At 57.6% G+C, this 18,798-nt stretch carries 16 protein-coding genes; 2 read left to right on the top strand and 14 right to left on the bottom strand.

The annotated features are described in order from the left end of the window. Positions 1 to 13 precede the first annotated feature (13 nt). The 5 genes from ROI90_RS02665 to recA all read right to left on the bottom strand — a co-directional run bounded on the left by ROI90_RS02665 (position 14) and on the right by recA (position 5,310). Complete coding sequence (locus ROI90_RS02665) at positions 14 to 727, bottom strand: RluA family pseudouridine synthase (RefSeq protein ID WP_315996804.1); 714 nt, start codon at positions 725 to 727, stop codon at positions 14 to 16. Positions 728 to 872: 145 nt separating this feature from the next. Then, positions 873 to 1,961: a sensor histidine kinase gene (locus ROI90_RS02660; RefSeq protein ID WP_315996803.1), complete on the bottom strand. Its 1,089-nt coding sequence runs from the start codon at positions 1,959 to 1,961 to the stop codon at positions 873 to 875. Between the two features lie 109 nt (positions 1,962 to 2,070). Further along, a complete protein-coding gene (locus ROI90_RS02655; RefSeq protein WP_315997496.1) occupies positions 2,071 to 2,772 on the bottom strand; it encodes a response regulator transcription factor in 702 nt (233 codons plus the stop codon). Between the two features lie 318 nt (positions 2,773 to 3,090). Next, positions 3,091 to 3,921, bottom strand: coding sequence for a DUF3108 domain-containing protein (locus tag ROI90_RS02650; protein WP_315996802.1), 831 nt, complete (start codon positions 3,919 to 3,921; stop codon positions 3,091 to 3,093). 288 nt (positions 3,922 to 4,209) lie between these two features. After that, the gene (gene recA, locus ROI90_RS02645; protein ID WP_315996801.1) at positions 4,210 to 5,310 is read right to left on the bottom strand and encodes a recombinase RecA; all 1,101 of its coding nucleotides are present in this window, start codon (positions 5,308 to 5,310) and stop codon (positions 4,210 to 4,212) included. 171 nt (positions 5,311 to 5,481) lie between these two features. Between recA and ROI90_RS02640 the strand changes: the two genes are divergently transcribed. Then, positions 5,482 to 6,645, top strand: a complete 1,164-nt coding sequence (locus ROI90_RS02640; RefSeq protein ID WP_315996800.1) for a hypothetical protein — start codon at positions 5,482 to 5,484, stop codon at positions 6,643 to 6,645. A gap of 6 nt (positions 6,646 to 6,651) precedes the next feature. Here the strand turns inward: ROI90_RS02640 and ROI90_RS02635 are convergent, their stop codons facing one another. Further along, entirely contained in the window at positions 6,652 to 7,227 is a 576-nt protein-coding gene (locus ROI90_RS02635; RefSeq protein ID WP_315996799.1) for a GNAT family N-acetyltransferase, read from the bottom strand. Positions 7,228 to 7,414: 187 nt separating this feature from the next. Between ROI90_RS02635 and ROI90_RS02630 the strand changes: the two genes are divergently transcribed. Next, positions 7,415 to 8,299 (top strand): SDR family NAD(P)-dependent oxidoreductase, encoded by an 885-nt coding sequence (locus ROI90_RS02630; protein WP_315996798.1) that lies wholly within the window; start codon positions 7,415 to 7,417, stop codon positions 8,297 to 8,299. A 132-nt stretch (positions 8,300 to 8,431) separates the two neighbouring features. Here the strand turns inward: ROI90_RS02630 and ROI90_RS02625 are convergent, their stop codons facing one another. The 8 genes from ROI90_RS02625 to guaB form a co-directional block, all read right to left on the bottom strand. After that, the gene (locus tag ROI90_RS02625; RefSeq protein WP_315996797.1) at positions 8,432 to 8,875 is read right to left on the bottom strand and encodes a hypothetical protein; all 444 of its coding nucleotides are present in this window, start codon (positions 8,873 to 8,875) and stop codon (positions 8,432 to 8,434) included. A gap of 115 nt (positions 8,876 to 8,990) precedes the next feature. Then, positions 8,991 to 9,953: an AAA family ATPase gene (locus tag ROI90_RS02620; protein ID WP_315996796.1), complete on the bottom strand. Its 963-nt coding sequence runs from the start codon at positions 9,951 to 9,953 to the stop codon at positions 8,991 to 8,993. Between the two features lie 91 nt (positions 9,954 to 10,044). Then, entirely contained in the window at positions 10,045 to 11,427 is a 1,383-nt protein-coding gene (locus tag ROI90_RS02615; protein WP_315996795.1) for a peptidylprolyl isomerase, read from the bottom strand. A gap of 283 nt (positions 11,428 to 11,710) precedes the next feature. Continuing rightward, positions 11,711 to 13,999, bottom strand: coding sequence for a peptidylprolyl isomerase (locus ROI90_RS02610; RefSeq protein WP_315996794.1), 2,289 nt, complete (start codon positions 13,997 to 13,999; stop codon positions 11,711 to 11,713). Positions 14,000 to 14,172: 173 nt separating this feature from the next. Beyond that, the gene (locus ROI90_RS02605) at positions 14,173 to 14,586 is read right to left on the bottom strand and encodes an ATP-binding protein (RefSeq protein WP_315996793.1); all 414 of its coding nucleotides are present in this window, start codon (positions 14,584 to 14,586) and stop codon (positions 14,173 to 14,175) included. 25 nt (positions 14,587 to 14,611) lie between these two features. Beyond that, positions 14,612 to 14,941: an STAS domain-containing protein gene (locus tag ROI90_RS02600; protein WP_315996792.1), complete on the bottom strand. Its 330-nt coding sequence runs from the start codon at positions 14,939 to 14,941 to the stop codon at positions 14,612 to 14,614. A 14-nt stretch (positions 14,942 to 14,955) separates the two neighbouring features. Next, positions 14,956 to 17,052, bottom strand: a complete 2,097-nt coding sequence (locus ROI90_RS02595; protein WP_315996791.1) for a GAF domain-containing SpoIIE family protein phosphatase — start codon at positions 17,050 to 17,052, stop codon at positions 14,956 to 14,958. Between the two features lie 207 nt (positions 17,053 to 17,259). Further along, complete coding sequence (guaB, locus tag ROI90_RS02590) at positions 17,260 to 18,732, bottom strand: IMP dehydrogenase (protein ID WP_315996790.1); 1,473 nt, start codon at positions 18,730 to 18,732, stop codon at positions 17,260 to 17,262. Between the last annotated feature and the right edge of the window lie 66 nt (positions 18,733 to 18,798).

Genomic DNA, 18,798 nt, shown 5'->3' with positions numbered 1-18,798 from the left:
TAATTTTCAAGCCTTACGAGTACTGCTGGAGCGTTTCCACCAGCACCCGGAAATCTTTGGGGTAGGGAGCTTCAATGGTTACCTGCTCTCCATCCATTTTGGCAAACGTGAGCTGGCGGGCGTGCAGGGCAAACCGCTTGATGAAGGGCTGCTCTTCCTCGCCCTGCTTGAGGTTGAATTTCTTCTTCAGCGAAGAGAGGTAAAAATCGTCGCCGCCGTACATGCCGTCGCCCACAATGGGGGCTTGCAGGTAGGAGAGATGCAGGCGAATCTGGTGCATGCGGCCGGTAATGGGCTGGCACTCCAGCAGCGTGTGGCGGGCGTAGGCTTTCAGGGTGCGCACCAATGTTACGGCTGGTTTGCCCTTGTAGGCCAGGCGGGCTTTGCCTTTGGTAGTGGTTTCAATGCTCCGGTCTACGCGCAGGCCGTCGTACTGGTGTACGCCCCAGGCCACGGCGTGGTACACCTTTTTCACCTGCCGGTCCTCGAACTGCATGGCCAAATGGCGGTAAGCCGCCGGGTTTTTGGCCAGGGCTAAGGCGCCGCTGGTTTCCTTGTCGAGGCGGTGGCAGGCCTGCACATCCTCGTACTTCTCGCGGGCCAGGCGCAGAATGTTGGGCGCCCCACCAAACCGCTCGTCGAGCGTGGCTAGAAACGGGGGCTTATTGATGATGACGAAGTCTTCGTCCTCAAACAGAATCAGGTCGTCGAAATTGGGCAGCTTCATAGAGAGCTGCAAAGGTACACGCTAATTCAGGGATGCAGAAGCCGCCCGCCGTGAATCCCGCCAGCGCCTAGTGACCAACTCAATTAGCAGTTTGCCAGCAAGGCGCTGCTACGCGTTCAAAAGCGTACCCTTGCCCCGGGAATGTTTACGCCTGTGCGTCGGCTATTTTATCGGCTACCCGCTTTTTGGGCTTTGGCAGCTTGAACTCCAGCGTGGTACCCTGCCCCAACTCGCTGTGCACCCGAATAGTGGACTTGTGCGCTTCTACGATATGCTTGCTAATAGCCAGCCCCAACCCCGAGCCGCCCGCCTGCCGCGACTCGCGGGTGCGGCTTTTATCAATACGGTAAAAACGCTCAAAAATGCGGTTTTGAAACTGCTTGGGGATTCCTTCCCCATCATCCTGTACCTGCACCCGCAGGCTTTTACCATTGGGCAGCAAGGAAACCGTGACGTGCCCGTTCTCGCGGCCGTACTTGATGGCGTTGTCGATAAGGTTGATAAGCACTTGCCGGATGCGGTTCCGGTCGGCTACCACCAAGGCTGCATCCGGCTCAGGGGGGGGCTGCAGCTCCAGCGTAACGTGGCGCTGAGCGGCTTTCAGCTCCAACTGCTCGAAGATGTCCTGGACCAGCTCGATCAGGTTGAACCGCTGCCGGCGCATGCGTACCACGCCTTTTTCCAGCTGGGAAATTGTCACCAGATCCTGCACCAGAGCATCCAGGGCGTCGAGGCTGGTGGCGGCTTTCTGCAGGAATTTCTTGCGGGTGAACTCGTCCACGTCGTCGTCGTCGAGGATGGTGTGGACGAAGCCCTGGGCGGCGAAAATGGGCGTTTTGAGCTCGTGCGACACATCGGCCAGAAACTCGCGGCGCAGCACCTGCAGGCGCTGCAGCTCCTCAATTTCCTGCTGCCGGCGCTGGGCCATATCCAGGATTTCGTCGCGCATGCGCTTGAGCGGCTCCGGGCGGAACAGGAACTTGTTGGACATGCGCCGGAACTCCTTGCGCTTGATGTTCTCCAGGCTCTCGTAAATGTTGTTGATTTCCCGGAAGATGAGGGCCTCAAACATCAGATACAGCAGCAGGAAGCACGCCGCCACCGACACGCCCGCCGCCAGCACGCCCTGCCGGAAAGGCATGGTGGGCGCCAGCCAGGCCAGCGTCGTCAGCACGGCCGCCACCAACAGTGAGAGGATGATGGCAATGGTGCGGGAAGGAACGTTGAAACGCATAGGAAAATGGTGAAATAGTGAGATGGTGAAATGGTGAGTTGCTGTTCTACCGCCACCACTGTGCGCCGATAGAACAGCAACTCACCATTTCACCATCTCACTATTTCACTTAGTTATCAGTATTGAACTTGTAGCCGACGCCTTTGATGGTCTGGATGTGGTGGTCGCCTACTTTCTCGCGCACTTTGCGCACGTGCACGTCCACGGTGCGGGCCAGCACAAACACGTCGTTGCCCCAGATATTCTGCAGCAGCTCGTCGCGGCCAAATACCTTGTGGGGTGAGGCGGCCAGGAAAGCCAGCAGCTCAAACTCCTTTTTGGGCAGCGTGATTTTGCGGCCTTCCTGGTACACGGCAAAGCCCGTGCGGTCAATCTTGAGGCCGTTGATTTCGATGGTATCCGAGGTTTGCTGGGGGTCTTTGTCGCGGCGCACGAAGGCGGCCAGGCGGCTGAGCAGGGCCCGGGGCTTGATGGGCTTAGCAATAAAGTCGTCGGCGCCGGCATCAAAGGCGGCTACTTCCGAGAATTCCTCGGCCCGGGCCGTCAGGAAAATGATGTACGTGTCCTTGAATTTGGGCTGCTCCCGAAGCTGGCGGCAGGCGGCAATGCCATCCAGGTGGGGCATCATCACGTCCAGCAGAATAATATCAGGCGCGAATTGGGGGGCTACCTCCAAGGCTTTGCGGCCATCAGGGGCGCTGGCCACCTCGTAGCCTTCCTTGCGCAGGTTGTACTCCAGCAGCTCCACGATATCGGGGTCGTCGTCCACTACCAGAATTTTGTAGGCGTTGGGGTTGGCGGTTGGTTGCACGGAGCGGGAAGGTTTAGGGTAAAACAGAATGCGCGAAGACAAAAGTACCGCCGGGCGGCGCGCACGGCGTGTTATGGTTTCGTTACCTGCAGGCCGGAGCCCAACAGTTTCCTTGCGCGGAACCGGGTTCGGGATGGGCCACACGAAATCGGCAAGGGGCGGCGGACCAGGTGCCAACACCGGAGCCAGGGCGCGGGGAGGCGGCATAACCAAGCGGCGGCGCGAAACTAGGGTTGTCTGCATCAGGTAGGTAAGCGAGGGAAAGAACGGGATATAAAAAAGAAAAGCGGCCCCCAACGGGAGCCGCTTCACAACGCGTCATTTTTGCGCCACTACATTTAGCCGGTTTCGGAGGCCTTTGTACTTGAACATGTCCACCTTCACAGCGCCCACGAACATTTCCGCCTGAATCAGCACCGGAACCTTGTTCCGGTCGTCGGAGAGGTACACCGAAATGGCGTTTTCTCCTTTAAACAACTTATTGCTGGGCATTTTAGGCACCAGCCGAATGGTGCGAATGGTGCCGGCCTTGGTTTCTACTACTTCGCGGCCCTTATAGATGACGTCCATGTTGAACACGTCCTCGTCGAAAAAGCCCTGCACCTTGATAACCTCCCCCACCTTGCGCTGGTCGTAATTGAGGGTGCGCAGGTAGTAAAAGCCGCTAACCAAATCCTGCACGTTGTTGGGCACCTTGAACGAGCCCTTCTTCACCTGGTCCTTATTCTTCTTGTGGCTTTCCACGTCGGCCACGTCCCGCAGGTGGTCGAAGTCCACCGTTTCCCGCTTGCGGTAGTTGTTCTCCTCAATGTTGCGGAAAAAGCGCTGAGGCAGAATACTAGTCGTATCGATGTAGGAGCGCCAGGTGTCCCGGATGCGCAGGAAAAAATCGAAGGAGCCCAGGGTGCGGCCCGTAACGGTGGCTTTGTAGCAGGGGCGCTCATTGATGCGGTGCACTTCGTTATCCACTTCAATAGTGGCCTCGGCCGCATTAATCAGGCCATAATGCACTTTGTATTGCAGCACTTCCCCGCGCTCAAAGCTGGTATTGGCAACGGTGCGCGTTGCTTCGGAGGCAGGCACAAACGCAGGTAAAGTGGCTGTCAGCAGCAGCGAGAGGACGGTAAACAGAAGCCAGCGGCGGTTCATGGATAAGCGGCAGATTGGGGTATAGCCGGTTCCTACTCAAATGCGGTGCCAGCAAAGATACTCGGATTCCGCAGGGCAAAAAATACCTTCTTACAGAGCAGCTGCACCCGCCAAGGTTTGTTTGCCAACTGCCTTATACCAACTATCCACCCTTTCAGTACGGCCCAGAAGAACAGGCGGTTTTGCCCAGCCATATTCTTGTATGGTAAAATTCTGCTGGCTGCTGCTGACAATAAAAAAAGCCCGCCGAGATGAACAGCGGGCTTTTTCTGTGTGCAAGCGGAAGGCTTACAGCTCTTCAGTTTCTTCATCCTCCATGGAGCGGTCCTCGGGAATGGCGGCCAGCGCTTCTTCCGGGGTACCTTTCACTTTGGCCCGGATCTGAGCTTCGATTTTATCAGCCAGCTCGGGGTTATCCTGCAGCACGGTTTTTACGCCCTCACGACCCTGGCCCAGGCGGTTGCCTTCGTAAGAGAACCAGGAGCCCGATTTGGCAATGATGCCCATATCAACGCCCAGGTCCAGAATCTCGCCTACTTTGGAAATGCCTTCGTTGTAGATGATATCAAACTCGATAACCTTGAAGGGCGGGGCTACTTTGTTTTTCACCACCTTCACCTTGGTACGGTTACCGGTCACGTTATCCTTGTCTTCCTTGATCTGGCCGATACGACGGATATCCAGGCGCACGGAAGCGTAGAACTTGAGGGCGTTACCACCGGTGGTGGTTTCGGGCGAGCCGAACATCACACCGATTTTTTCGCGCAGCTGGTTGATGAAGATGCAGCAGCAGCCGGTTTTGTTGATGGTACCCGTGAGCTTCCGCAGGGCCTGCGACATCAGGCGAGCATGCAGACCCACTTTGGAGTCGCCCATGTCGCCTTCCAGTTCGCCTTTAGGCACCAGCGCGGCTACGGAGTCAATTACGATGATGTCAATAGCACCGGAGGAAATCAGCTGGTCGGCAATTTCCAGGGCTTGCTCCCCGTTGTCGGGCTGGGCAATCAGCAGGTTCTCGGTGTCGATGCCCAGCTTTTTGGCGTACAGCGGATCAAACGCGTGCTCGGCGTCGATGAAGGCGGCAATGCCCCCCTTTTTCTGAGCTTCGGCAATGGCGTGCATGGTCAGCGTGGTCTTACCCGACGATTCCGGGCCGTAGATTTCAATAACGCGACCCTTGGGCAAACCGCCTACGCCGAGTGCAATATCCAGGCCCAGCGAACCGGTGCTGATGACTTCGACGTCCATCACCTTGTTGTCGCTGAGCTTCATTACGGTGCCTTTGCCGTAGCTTTTGTCCAGCTTATCCAGGGTGAGCTGGAGGGCTTTCAGTTTTTCAGCTTGCGGGTTTGCGGCAGTTTTTTCGGCCTTTTCAGTGGTGGCAGCCATTATAGAGAGGGGTTGGATTGGAAATGCGTAGGTTTGGTGAATGTAGGCCTTTTGCGGGCCCCGCGCAACCCACTTGGTAAGCCAGAGTGGGGCGGCTCATGGTAACGCCGCCGGACTATATTTTGTGCCCGCAATGCTAAAAAAATTCGTCGGATTTAGCAGATTCTTTCCGTGCTAAAATTTTTAGAAAATTGCCGGGCCGCTACCGTCCTGATACTGACGGTGGTAGCGTGGCTGGGTAGCACACAGGCTGGTTGGGCCCAGCTGGATAACCGGGCTTTTTATCATCGGCTGCCCCTGGGGCCCGGTTATGAGCGGCAAATTCGGCTGGATGTACAGGGCTTGCTGTTCAACAAAGACAATGAGTACTTCAATAAGATTGACCCCGGCCTCACGTATTTTGGAGCGCAGCTGGCTCCGCGGCTAGTGTACTTCCCGGCCAGTAATCTACGGCTGGAAGCAGGCGTATTTCTGCAGCGCGACTACGGCACGCGCGGCTTCCGGCAGGTGCGGCCCCTGTTCACGCTCAAGTACGCGCAAGGGGCGCACCGGCTGCTGTTCGGCAACATTGAGGGCAGCCTGCAGCACGGCTACATTGAGCCGATGTATGATTTTGAGCGGGTAATGACCGACCGGCTTGAAGAGGGCCTGCAGTATCAATACCTCACGGATGCTACCTTTCTGGATGCCTGGGTGAACTGGCGGCGGCAGCAATACCGCTTCAGCAACTATCAGGAGGAAGTGGCGGGCGGCCTGAGCCTGGAGCGACGCTTGGCCGGCGACTCGGTGGGGTGGCTGTTGAAGTTGCCGTTCCAGTTTACGGCCACGCACCGCGGCGGGCAGCTGGATACTGTTGACCGGCCCCTGCAAACCCTTTTCAATGTGGCTACCGGCCTGCGGGTGCGCAAGGCGCTGGCCTCGCGCTTCGTGCAGGCTGCCCACTTTGATGGCTACGTTACCTATTTCCACGACTACTCCTTCACCTACCAACTGCCCTATAAGCGCGGCACTGGTCTTTATTTGAATGCCGGCCTTGATACGCACCTGACCAATCTGCAGGTGGCTTACTGGCAGGGCAACGGCTATATCTCGCCCATTGGCGGGCGACTGTACCAGTCGGTTTCCGTATCGGTAGCTGACCCCGGCTACACGGATAAGAACCGCCAACTGCTGATTCTGCGGGCTATTAAGGATTACAAGCTACCCGGCAACGTGATTCTGACTACTCGCTTTGAGCCGCTCTACGACCTCAACAACGGCCTATTCGACTTCTCCTTCGCGCTGTACCTGAATTTCAACCAGAGTTTCCTGCTGGGCACGGTCAAAAACCAGTAGCCGCTTTCAGGCCGGCCGCCGCAGAGAATAGTACAGAATGCCGGAGGTGCCAAAGGCCCGTAGCGGCCAGGGACGCGGTTTGGCGGGCAAAGGCTGAAAGCCGGCGGCCTCCGCTACGGCGCAGCTGCGCGGGTTGGTGGCCTGGCACCGGATAAGCAGGCGGGCCGCGTGCAGCGTATCAAAGCCGAACGCAACGGCCGCCGCCAGGGCCTCACGCGCATAGCCGTACCCTTCCGCCTCGGCCGCCAGGTAGTACCCAATTTCAGCCGTGACAGGAGAAGTCCAGTTGGGCTTCAGGCTGATGTCGCCGAGGTACTGCCGCGTTTCCTGGTGCCAGATGCCGAGTACGTAGAGCCGACCGGCTGCCCAGTCGTGCCGGAATTGGGTGAGCACCTGCGTAGCGGCAGTTACTGTGGGCGTAGCGGCTTCGCGGGCCGGAAAGGAAGGGCGCAGCCGGGCACGGTCAGCATCAATGAGCTGGAAGAAGGAGTCTGTGTCGGAGGGTTGGTAGGGGCGGAGCAAGAGCCGGGCCGTGTGCAGAGGAGTGCCAGCAGGAGCCGGCAGGGGCGGAGCTGCGTACATTATTTCGGGGGCATAGACGGTGAATAGTACGCAGAACGGCCCAAAAGCGCCCGTTTCAGCCAGCTGTCAAACTGCCCTGTGGTAACTCCAGCACTCCCAAACCGTTCAGAATATAGTGGCTGGTTGTTAGGGTAAAGCAATTTTTCCCACCTGTTCAGCCGTATTCTTTCATAGTAACACTCATATTATGTCCACAAGACTCGCAAATAAAGTCGCCATTGTAACTGGTGGGGGCTCCGGAATAGGAGAAGCCATCAGCAAGAAATTCGCCCGCGAAGGGGCCGCCGTGGTAGTAGTCGGCCTCGACTCCGACCCCGTGCGGGAGGTGGTAGATGAAATCCTGGCTCAAGGAGGCCGGGCCATTGGCTACCTCGGCGACATTTCTCAGCAGCCAGTGGCCGAGGCCTGCGTGAAAGCCGCCGTGCAGGAATTCGGCAAGCTGGATATTCTTGTCAATAATGCCGGGGTGTTTCCGGCTACCGCCGAGCTGGATTCATATCCGGTGGAGGCCTTCGAGTACATGATCAAAAACAACATTTACTCGGTATTTATGATGAGCCGGGCGGCCTTGCCGGAACTCCAGAAAAGTAAGGGCAACATTGTATCGGCGGGCTCAGAAGCTGGGCAGATGGGCTCCCCCATGATTACGCCCTACGGCGGCACCAAAGCTTGGGTAATGACGTTCAGCAAGGGCCTGGCCGTGGAGCAGGCCAAGCATGGCGTGCGGGTAAACTGCGTGGGCCCAGGCCCCATTGATACGGCCTGGACGCACAAGGAAACCGGTCCCATGAACCAGAAAATGGAGAAAAACACGGTGGCCGGGGTGCCACTGGGCCGGCGGGGTACGCCCGAGGAAGTGGCTAATGTGTACCTGTTTCTGGCCTCCGATGAAGCCAGCTATGTAACCGGAGCTACGTATTTTGTGGATGGAGGCGTAACAATTTCCAAGAGTGCGGCCGGCGACGAAGTGCCCAGCCACCTTAAGCAGGAACCCACCGGCGACCTGCAGCTCAACCATTCCAAGGACGGAAACACCAAGGTGCGCAAAGAGGCAGCAGCTTCTATGAGCTAACAGCAAATTACGGCGTGTACTAAGCAGTACGCAGCTGCTTTCAGCCAGCGTAATGGCTGCAACTAGCCGCATCAAAAAAGGCCTTCCATGTGGAAGGCCTTTTTTGATGCGGCTAACAGAACGAATCCGTAATTAACCTTTCTGCAGCTCGGCCCCAATGCCGGAGCGGCTTTGGGGCGGGCTGCCCAGTGCTTGCTGGTTGCGCATAACGTTTACCTGCCGGGCAGCTTCATTGAAGTATTCCAGGCGGCGGATCAGCATTTCTTTCGTCAGTACACGGCCTTCGGGAGTACGCATCATGGCTTTCTTGTCATCCAGAATGCGCTGCAACAGAGACTCCGTACCAACTTGGTTCTGCCGGAACTGGCCATAGAACTCGCGCAGGCGCTCCAACGGCGCATCGGTGGTGAGGCGGAACTGGCCGCCGCCCTGGTTCAGCACTTCACTAAGCACGTACACTTCCAGCGGCAACGAGGTGTTGAGGGCCGTGGTGCGCACATCCAGGCCTGCTTCCAGGCCGCTCAGGATAATTTCCAGGTTGCGCTCAAACTGCTGGTAGTAACCGGCTGCTTCCATATTTTTTTAAGGAATTATGAGGTATGAATTTCAAATAATGAGCTGCAACAGGAAGCAGTTAAGAAAACAGATTCATTAACTACCTGTCAGTTCATCATTCAACACTCATAACTAATCAAAGGAGTTCTTTTACAATCTGATCTACCGTAATGCCTTCAGCCTCGGCCTTGAAATTGCGCACTAAGCGGTGCCGCAGGATGGGGAGGGCTACCGCTTTTACGTCTTCAATATCGGGGGAGTATTTGCCGTGCAGCAAGGCGTGGCATTTGGCCCCCACAATCAGGTGCTGAGAGGCTCGGGGGCCGGCACCCCACTCCAGCAGCTGCGTGGCGCGGGCTGCAGCCCGGCCGGTGCTAGGGCGAGTTTTGTGTACCAAGCCTACGGCGTACTCCACCACGTTATCGGCCACCGGCACCCGGCGTACCAACTGCTGAAACGCCTGAATTTCGGCGGCCGTCAGCACCTTGCTTACGCTGGGTTTGCGGTCAGAGGTAGTGTTTTTGACAATCTGCAGCTCGGCCTCATAGCTGGGGTAGCCCAACTCAATGTTGAACATAAAGCGGTCCAGTTGGGCTTCGGGCAGGGGGTAGGTGCCTTCCTGCTCAATCGGGTTCTGGGTAGCCAGCACGAAAAATGGGCGCTCCAAGGGGTACCGCTTGCCGGCCACGGTCACGGCGTACTCCTGCATGCTTTCCAACAGAGCGGCCTGGGTTTTGGGCGGCGTCCGGTTGATTTCGTCGGCCAGCACAATATTGGCGAAAATGGGGCCCGGCACGAAATGAAAGTCCCGCTGCTGGTTCATTGTTTCCGAGCCCACGATGTCGGAAGGCATCAGGTCGGGCGTGAACTGCACCCGGTTGAAGGACAAATCCAGCGAATCGGCAATGGTTTGGATAAGCAGGGTTTTGGCCAGGCCAGGCACGCCCACCAGCAGGCAGTGGCCCTGTGAAAACACGGCCGTCAGCACCAGCTGCACCACCTCATCCTGCCCGATAATCACCTTGCCGATTTCCTGGAGGAGTTTCTGGTAGGAAAGGGCTAACGCGTCGGCGGCTTCTTTATCGGAGGAGAAAGGCATTCAGGAGTTGTTAGTTATTGGTTGTTCGTTGTCAGTTGCTCGTTAGTAGTCGGCAGAGAATTACTGACAACTATCAACCACCAACTGCCAACTAATTAACGGAATTCAGCAGCTGGCAGCCGGAATATTCGGGGTCAACTTCGAGGTACACAGTGCCGCGGTTCTGGGCAAACCAGGCGTCCAGGGCTTTGTTTTTCTTCTCGTTGAGAGCTGCCGCCGCAATTTTCTGGTAGTCGTCCTGGATGTTGGCCTGGTGGGGCGGGTGGTTCGACTTCAGGTATAGAATCCGTACGGCATCCTTCCCGTCGTCGGTGCGGTAGGGCATGGGCGGCGTGATGCTGCCCACCTTCATGGTATCAATGGTGAAGAAGATGGCCGGGTCGAGCTGGTCGAGGGGCAGGTAAGTGCTTTCGTCGCGGCGGTTGGTGAGCATGCCGCCATTACCACCCGAAATTTTATCGTCGGAATTATCCTTGGCCGCTTTGGCAAAGGAGAGGCTGTCGGCCATGATACGGCGGCGGATTTTGGCCAGATCCTGAGCCGCTTCATTGGTATCGGCTGACCCGGTTTCTGGCTTGAGCAGGATGTGGCGGGTGCTGTAAGAGTCGCCCTTACGCTCAATCAGCTGAATCAGGTGAAACCCGAACTGCGACTCTACGATGGGCGACAATCCGCCGGGCTCCAGGCGCAAGGCAGCGGCTTCGTACTCGGGCACCAGCTCCCGGCGCTTAAAGAAGCCCAGGTAGCCGCCTTCCACGGCCGAGCCGGGGTCCTGGGAAAACTGTTTGGCCAGCGTCGCAAAGTCCTCACCAGCCACGATGCGCGCCCGGATGTCGTTGAGCTTGGTTTGGGCCGCCTGTTTGGACTTTGAGTTGGTTTTGGCCAGCTTCACAATCTGGCCCACTTCCACCTCTGTGGAGTAGTAAGGCAGACTGTCTTTGGGCATTTTGTTGAAGAACTGCCGCACCTCCCGGGGCGTTACCGACACCTTGCCGGCAATCTGGTCCTGCATTTTCTGCTGCACCAACTGCTCTTTCACCTGCACCCGCAACTCTTCCTTGAGCTGCTTGAGGGGCTTGTTGTAGTATTCTTCCAGCTTCTTTTCGGAGCCAATCTGCTGCACGAAATAAGCCATGCGGCGGTCCAGTTCGCTTTTCACCTGGTTGTCTTCCACCACCACGGAGTCAGTTTCGGCTTTAGCCAGCAGCAGCTTGTTCAATGCCAGGCTTTGCAGAATGCGGCATTTAGTATCGGGGGCCAACGGTTTGCCTTCAGCCCGAGCCGTTTCCTGGGCGAAGATGGTTTCCAGGTCGGAGCGCAGCACAATCTGGTTGTCCACCTTGGCAATGATACCATCCACTACTTTCTGGCCTACCGGACGGCCTACCCCCAACTGGGCGAAGCTGGCTGTGGCCGATACGGCTACTAAAACTGCACTCAACAGCGCCTTGCGGGCCCCTACTATTTGAATCATGGAGTATTTCCGTAATGCTGCCGGCAACTCAGTGCTGCCAGAGCCAGACGACAGGCAAAACGCCACAAGCCGCCCGTAAATTTCATCATAAATCCTTTCTCTGGCAAAAACACCGGGAAGCACCCAGTTAGTGCCCCTATGCGGCAAAGAGAGGCCAGCCAGCCAGCGGAGGTTGCAACAGAGGCGGGATGGTGGCCAGAAAAAAGGAGAAAGCCAAAACCAGCGTGGCCCTACACGGCTCGAACTGGGTTTGGCTTTCTGCCTTTTTCTCTACTAGCTTACCTTACTTCGTCACCAGCTTATCTACCTCGGGCTGGTTGATTTTCACCGGATATTTCTCCCGCAGCTGACCAATCCACTGCTTTTCCAGGTAGTTCTGGTAGTCGGAGGTAGCCTGACCGCGGGCTTCGGCCAAGGTTTTAGGGCCGGCCGGCAGTTGCTTGTCAACGATGATGGCGTAGTAGCGGCCGTCCTGCTGGGTGGTGTAGGTCCCGGGGGCGCTGTTCAGGAACTGGTCTACTGCTTTACTGTCGCCTTTCTGGAAGCTGCGCTGCTGTACTTGCACCGCCAATGGGTTCTGGGTGTTCATCATACCTTCCAGAGCGGCTGGGTTGGTGGTCATCAGCTCAAAAGTGGCTTGAGCGGCTGAGGGTTTGGTATTGGCACCGCTGCTGAGGCGGCTGGCTGGTACGCCCTCCGCCCGTAGCGCTGCCACTACGGCCTCGGCCCGCCGCCGGGCCAGGGCGGGCGTTTCGCCTTTTTTAATATGGCCTACGGCACGCAGACTTAGGCTTGCATCGGCCAGCAGCTGCTCAGCCAGCGCCGTCAGGGCGTTGCCCGGTGCTTCGGCTGAACCGGTACGGAAGGCTACCGGCGCGGGCAGGCCGGTAGTAAGCTGGTAGCGGCCCGCTTTCTGAAGCTGTTGGGCTTTGGCCAATAGCTCGGGTGAGGCGGCACTGATAACGGTGGCCTGCACCCGGGGCTCCCAGCGGTAGTTGGCCTGGTTGTCGGCGAAGAACTTCTGCAGACCTACGGTGTCCTCAATAGCCTTGCTCCACACCTTCTCATCCATGAGCTGGAACAGCAGAATTCCGTCGCGGTACTCCTTCACCAGCATGCGGTAGTCTTCGTACTTGTTTTCCAGGTTGGCTTTTTCAAACTCCACCAAGCTCTGCTCCACGTACTGGTCATAAAGCTGCTGGGCCACGAAGCGGGGCTCGGCGCCGGGGCGGGGCCGCTGATTTTGCTGGGCGTAGGTCAGGAAATCCTTCACCAGATAGGGCTTGCCGCCGATGGTGAACAGCGTGGAGTTGTCCGTGGTAGTTTTGGCTGCCTTGGCGGGAGCGGGCGGGGCCGTGTACTGGAAACGGCCACCTACCAGCGCCGTGTCGGTTTTAGCAAAGGCGTAGTCCTTGGCCGCCGCTGTTTCGGTGAACTGGTTTTCGGTGCGCACCCGCTTCAGGAAAGCCGCTTTGTTGAGTTCCGAGCGGGAATCCTTGGCTACTTTGCTTTTCAGCGTGGGCTCCATGGCCTCAAACGAAGGCACCGGCTGCTTTTCAATCAGCTTGATGATGTGCCAGCCGTAGGGCGTCTGTACGGGCCGGGAAATATCACCGGGCTTCTGCAGCTTGAAAGCAGCCTCCTCGAAGCTCGGAATCATGCGGCCGGTGCCGAAGGGCGGCAATTCCCCGCCGTTGGCCGCCGAGCCGGCATCTTCCGAGAATTGCGAGACCAGCTTGTCCCAAGCCGCACCCTGGCGGGTAAGGCGGCTGTACAGCTCGTCCACCTTCTTCTTGGTCGTAACGGAATCAGCCGCGGGCATGCCGGGCGTGGTGCGCACCATTATGTGGGCTACTTTGATTTCGCCCTGGGCCGAGCGTACATCATTTACTTTAATGATGTGGTAGCCAAAGCGCGTGCGTACCGGCTGCGACACCTGCCCCGCCGGCGTGCTGTACGCCACCGACTCAAAAGGGTACACCATCTGCATGGCTGTGAAGTAGCCCAGCTTGCCGCCGTTTTCAGCGGCCGAAGGGTCTTCGGAGGTTTCGCGGGCCACTTTGGCGAAGTCCTCGCCACCGGTCACACGCTGGCGCAGGGCTGTAATCTTCTGGTAAGCCGCCAGCGTGTCCTTGGGGCTGGCATCGGGCGTGATACGTACCAGAATGTGGGAGGCATTCACCTCTTTGCTCATCCGGTCGTAGGCTTCGCGCACCAGCTTGTCGGTTACGCTTTTCTCGGTGAGGTAGGGCTGGGCCAGTTGCTGGCGGTAGCCCTCCAACTCCCGCTTAAAGGCTTGGGTAGTATCGAGGCCGCGCTGCTCGGCTTCCAGCACCTTCAGCTTGAAGTTGGTGTAGAGGTCGAGGTACTCCTGCACGCTGGCTTTGGTACCAAACTCGGGGGCTGAGCTGTTATTCTTGCGGTATACGTAGGCAAATTCAGAGGCAGGAACTTCCGTGGTACCCAGGGTTTCAACCGAGGGCGCGGCGGCCTTCGTGGTAGGCTTGGTAGCCTGGCACCCGGCCAGCAGGGCAGCCGCGGCGGTGCCGGCAAACAAAATGCGTTTGTGCATACAGTAAGTAATCAGAAGAAGCCAGAAAATCGGCCGGAAAACGCTCCGGATACGGATGGCTGCTAGTCGCAATTTTACGGATTTTTTCCGGGTACGGGACGCCGGCTGACGGTCAACAAAAAAGCACTCTGCCAGCAGAGTGCTTTTTTGTTGACCAACCGTATAACGGTACTCTAGCCCAGTTTCTTACACAGGCGGCACAAGTTATGGGCATCCTGCGTGGTGAACTCCACCCGATCCATGATGCGGTTGACCAGCATCATACCCACGCCACCTTTCTTGCCGATGCGTACATACTCCTGCAGATCAGGCTCTTGGTAGCTGGAGGGGGAGTAGGAGGTCAGGTTTTGGTCTTCTATCTCGATGCAGAATTCCTGCTCCAGTATGGATACCCGAACGTCCAGAAACTGCGACTCGTCTTCCCCGTTACCGTGAATAATTAAGTTGGCCACCACCTCATCCACAGCCAGCACAATCTGGTTGATAATCAGGTCGGACAAGTGGTAAGCCGCCAGAAAGTCGCTCACGAAGTCGCGCACCACCTTCAGGTTGCGGCGTGTGCAGCTAATTCGGATTGCGTGTTTCATTCCCTGCGTGTTCTGTGCAACGCGACTAAATGGCTACTGCTTCCGCTTCCGAGGGTACAATCGTCATCAACGAGTCCAGGCCCAGAATTTCGAATACGTTGTGCACTTTCTCCTGCATGTTGAAGAACACCAGCTTCACGCCCGCGTCCTGAAACGTTTGCAAATGGGAAATGAACACCCCCAGACCCGCCGAGGAAATGTAGTTCAACTGGCGGCAGTCAATCAGTACTTTCTGGAAACCCAGGATTTCCGGTTTGCTTAGCTCGGTATCCAGGAGCACAGAGGAACTGGCGTCCAGTTCACCGTCGAGGCTGAGCGTAAGCGTATGTTCGGTAACGTGTTGATTTATTTTCATAGCTCGGTGCTACGTTAGAGAGTAGCTTCGGGTTGAGCAGCTTTAAATTTAATGACCAGCAGCGTCTGATCGTCGTGCATGGGCTGGCCCAGGCTGAACTCGGTCAGGTCAGCCAGAATACGTTCTTTAATTTGGTCGGCGTCAAGGTAATAGGTGCTTTCCAGCATTTGTTGCAGGCGCTCCTCGCCGTACTCTTCCTGGGCCCCGTTTCGAGCCTCCACAATGCCGTCGGTGTAAATCACCATCACGTCACTGGGGTTGTAGTCGTAAAACTGGTTTTTGATGTGTTTCTCGTAGGTGTCATTCCGGATGATACCCAGGCCCAGCCCCGTCGTGCGGAAGTAGGAAACTTCCTCCTTGATGGAGTGATAGTAGAGCGTATGGCAATGGCCGGCGCGGGCAAATACAAAGCCACCATGCTCATAATCAATGATGTAGAGGGAGGCCGTAATAAAGGCGGAGCGCTCCAGGCAGCGGGCCAGGGCGTTGTTGGCCTGCGCCATGAATTTGCTGGGTACCGGAAATTTATCCCGCTCATTGCGGGCCAGCGGGTTCTCCTGCATGAGGGCATGAAAGATACCCTTCATCTGGGCCACGTGGAAGGCCGCCGTAACGCCCTTGCCCGATACGTCGCCGATGAGCACGGCCAGGCGGCGGCCGGGCAGGTGCAGGAAGTCGTAGAAGTCACCACCTACCTCGGTGGCTGCCAAGGCGTGGGAGCTGATTTCAAACCAGTTGTCAATGGGCAGGTTCTTCGGAATCAGACTATCCTGTACGGCCGAGGCAATTTTCAACTCGTCCTGCACCCGCTGGGTATGCAAGGAAGCCTGTACCAGCTGCAGGTTCTCGATGCTGAGCACTGCCTGACTGGCGAAGGTTTGCAAAATGCTCAGGTTCTCCCGGTCAAAGCCCTGGGGCTGCTCCTTGAGCATGTAAATGCTACCGTACTGGCGCTTGCTGGAGCTTAGGGGCATCACCATTAAGGAGCCATACGGCAAATCAAGCCCCCGAAACCCGTTGCTGTCGAACAGGTCGTTGTTCAGGTACTCAATGTGGGTGAGGTTGTAGTCGGTGAGCAGGCTGCGCACGGCCGTAATCTGCTCAGTGCTGATGTGCTGCTGAAACAGTTGCTGGGTGGTGCCTTCAGCCGACAGATCCAGCCAGGCCGCATCGGCATTTACTGTCTGTACGGCCGAGTCGAAGAACATGCGGTATACTTCCTCCGGGGTCTGGCCCCGCTGGATAAGCTGGGTCAGGCGCTGCAGGCTCAGAATTTCTTCCCGCTTCTGCTCAAACACGCTGGCGGTAGGCAGATTGAAAACCGTAACCAGCAGGCCCATGAAGGCATAAAAGCCCGCAAAAAAAGCATTCAGAATCAGGAAAGTATGCTGAGTAGCGGGGGCTACCAGGTGGGGGTCCTGCTGAGTTTGCAGGAAGTAGAAAACAAATGCCCCCATTGAAAGCAGCACCGCCACTTGCAGCAGCACGGCTTCCAGCTTCTGCCGTCGGCTCAGATAGGCCACCCACTTCTGGTGGCTGCTGATGTAGGCACCAAACGCGGCCAAGGCCCCGAATATAACGCTGTTGAAGCCCCAGGTAGGAGTGGGGGCAAACAAGTGCACAAGCAGGGTAACACCTAGCAGAATCTCAAAGGCTTCCCATTGCTGCCGTAGCTTGCCGGAGGAGCGAAACAATACCAAGGAGCGCCATACGTAATTGGTACGAGCCAGCAGCAGCACAAACAAGCCAACATTCACGGTATAGGTTACTGTGAATAAGATGGAGCCGACGCCGGGCATCTGATCCTCGGTGAGGCGTTGTACTAAGTGCAGGCCCACGCACACAGTAGCCAGCAGGCAAGGCCCCAGTACCAAGCGGCGAAGCAGGCCCACGAAATCGAGGCCACGGAGCCGCTCAGCAGCACTGCGCTCCTGAATGAAGATGCTGGCGGCAAATACAGCTTGCAGCACCAGCAAAAGCCAGGACGGCGGGCGGGAAACCTGCTGGGCCAGTGCTGGATGCGCGTACAGCAGCATGCAGGCCAGCAAGCCAAGCCACGTCAGGAGCGAAACAGGATACAGGAAGGGATGTAACTTCCGGAGGAACGACATGCAGTAAATCCTGCTACTGCAGGGTAGGGGCTGGGAGCTAAATTGAGTAGCAAGATACAGGGTATAGCCAAAAAGCCACCACAATCATCTGAACACCGGCAAACTCACCAGGCAGGCACCCCCAACAAAAAAGCCAACGGCTGCAGCAGCCGTTGGCTTTTCAGGAAAGTATAGAGCGGTACTACACGCCCAGGCTTAGCCGGTTAGCTAACGGCTGCTGTAGTTGGGGGCTTCCCGGGTAATCTGTACATCGTGGGGGTGCGACTCGCGCAGGCCTGCTCCGGTGATGCGCACAAACCGGGCCGTGTGCAGGGCTTCGATGCTGCCGGCTCCGCAGTAGCCCATGCCGGCTCGCAAGCCCCCCGACAGTTGGTACAGTACCTCGGCGGCCAGGCCTTTGTACGGCACGCGGCCTACAATGCCCTCGGGTACCAGCTTCTTCACGTCGTCCTCGGCATCCTGAAAATACCGGTCTTTCGAGCCCTCCTCCATGGCCTCCACCGAGCCCATGCCCCGGTAGCTTTTGTATTTGCGTCCCTCGAATAAGGTTACCTCGCCGGGTGCCTCCTCGGTGCCGGCCAGCAAAGAGCCTATCATTACCGTGCTGGCGCCAGCGGCCAGGGCCTTTACTACGTCGCCGGAGTATTTGATGCCACCATCGGCAATGAGCGGAACGCCGGTACCCTCCAGGCCCCGGGCCGCTTCCAGTACTGCCGAGAGTTGGGGTACCCCAATACCGGCAATAATGCGGGTGGTACAAATAGAGCCGGGGCCTACGCCCACCTTCACGGCATCGGCCCCAGCATCGGCCAGGGCGCGGGCACCTTCGGCAGTGGCTACATTGCCGGCAATTACTTCCAGCCTGGGAAACTGCTGCTTGAGGTTACGCACGGCATCCAGTACACCTTTGCTGTGGCCGTGGGCCGTATCCACACTCACTACATCTACACCGGCTTCTACCAGGGCCGCCACGCGGTCCAGCAAGTCGGCGGTTACGCCCACGGCGGCTCCTACGCGCAGGCGGCCCAGCTCGTCCTTACAAGCGTTGGGGGTACGGCGGCGCTTCCGGATATCTTTGTAAGTGATGAGGCCCACCAAACGGCCCTCGGTATCTATAACCGGCAGCTTCTCCACTTTAGAATCCTGCAGAATATCCTCGGCGGCGGCCAGCTCGGTACCGGCCTTGGCGGTTACCAGCGGAGCAGCCGTCATTACCTCGGTTACCGAGCGGGTCATGTCCTTTTCAAAGCGCAGGTCGCGGTTGGTGAGGATGCCTTTAAGGCGGCGCTGCTCATCCACAATCGGAATTCCGCCAATGTTGTTGCTGCGCATCAGCTTGCGGGCATCGGCCAGGGTGGCGGTTTCGTCCAGAGTGAAGGGGTCGAGGATCATGCCGCTTTCGGAGCGCTTTACGCGGCGTACCAGCTCGGCCTGGGCCTTGATGCTCATGTTCTTGTGGATGATGCCAATGCCACCTTCCTGAGCCAGGGCAATAGCCATTTCAGCCTCCGTAACGGTGTCCATAGCGGCCGAAACGAAGGGGAGCTGGAGCCGGATGTTGCGGGTGAGCTGGGAGCTGGGGTCGGCGTCGCGGGGCAGTACTTCCGAATAACCGGGCAGCAGCAGGACGTCGTCGTAGGTAAGCGCCTCGAAGGCAATTTTGGCAGCGTGGTCGGCCATGGCAACAAGTAGGTTAGGTTCCGCTTATTGCCGGTCAAAGGTACGGCAGAAAATTGGGTTTGCGGT

The sequence above is a fragment of the Hymenobacter endophyticus genome, from assembly GCF_032464715.1.
Taxonomy (GTDB): Bacteria; Bacteroidota; Bacteroidia; order Cytophagales; family Hymenobacteraceae; genus Hymenobacter; species Hymenobacter endophyticus.
Note: the sequence above shows the minus strand (reverse complement) of the source record. Positions and strands in the feature narration are given on the sequence as shown.

Bases quoted from the DNA above. Each gene is read 5' to 3' on its own strand.
- ROI90_RS02650 (WP_315996802.1), bottom strand. From the start codon at position 3,921: ATGAACCGCCGCTGGCTTCTGTTTACCGTCCTCTCGCTGCTGCTGACA.
- ROI90_RS02620 (WP_315996796.1), bottom strand. From the start codon at position 9,953: ATGCCTTTCTCCTCCGATAAAGAAGCCGCCGACGCGTTAGCCCTTTCC.
- ROI90_RS02635 (WP_315996799.1), bottom strand. From the start codon at position 7,227: ATGTACGCAGCTCCGCCCCTGCCGGCTCCTGCTGGCACTCCTCTGCAC.
- ROI90_RS02595 (WP_315996791.1), bottom strand. From the start codon at position 17,052: ATGTCGTTCCTCCGGAAGTTACATCCCTTCCTGTATCCTGTTTCGCTC.
- ROI90_RS02665 (WP_315996804.1), bottom strand. From the start codon at position 727: ATGAAGCTGCCCAATTTCGACGACCTGATTCTGTTTGAGGACGAAGAC.
- ROI90_RS02660 (WP_315996803.1), bottom strand. From the start codon at position 1,961: ATGCGTTTCAACGTTCCTTCCCGCACCATTGCCATCATCCTCTCACTG.
- ROI90_RS02625 (WP_315996797.1), bottom strand. From the start codon at position 8,875: ATGGAAGCAGCCGGTTACTACCAGCAGTTTGAGCGCAACCTGGAAATT.
- ROI90_RS02605 (WP_315996793.1), bottom strand. From the start codon at position 14,586: ATGAAACACGCAATCCGAATTAGCTGCACACGCCGCAACCTGAAGGTG.
- recA (WP_315996801.1), bottom strand. From the start codon at position 5,310: ATGGCTGCCACCACTGAAAAGGCCGAAAAAACTGCCGCAAACCCGCAA.
- ROI90_RS02630 (WP_315996798.1), top strand. From the start codon at position 7,415: ATGTCCACAAGACTCGCAAATAAAGTCGCCATTGTAACTGGTGGGGGC.
- ROI90_RS02615 (WP_315996795.1), bottom strand. From the start codon at position 11,427: ATGATTCAAATAGTAGGGGCCCGCAAGGCGCTGTTGAGTGCAGTTTTA.
- ROI90_RS02600 (WP_315996792.1), bottom strand. From the start codon at position 14,941: ATGAAAATAAATCAACACGTTACCGAACATACGCTTACGCTCAGCCTC.
- ROI90_RS02610 (WP_315996794.1), bottom strand. From the start codon at position 13,999: ATGCACAAACGCATTTTGTTTGCCGGCACCGCCGCGGCTGCCCTGCTG.
- guaB (WP_315996790.1), bottom strand. From the start codon at position 18,732: ATGGCCGACCACGCTGCCAAAATTGCCTTCGAGGCGCTTACCTACGAC.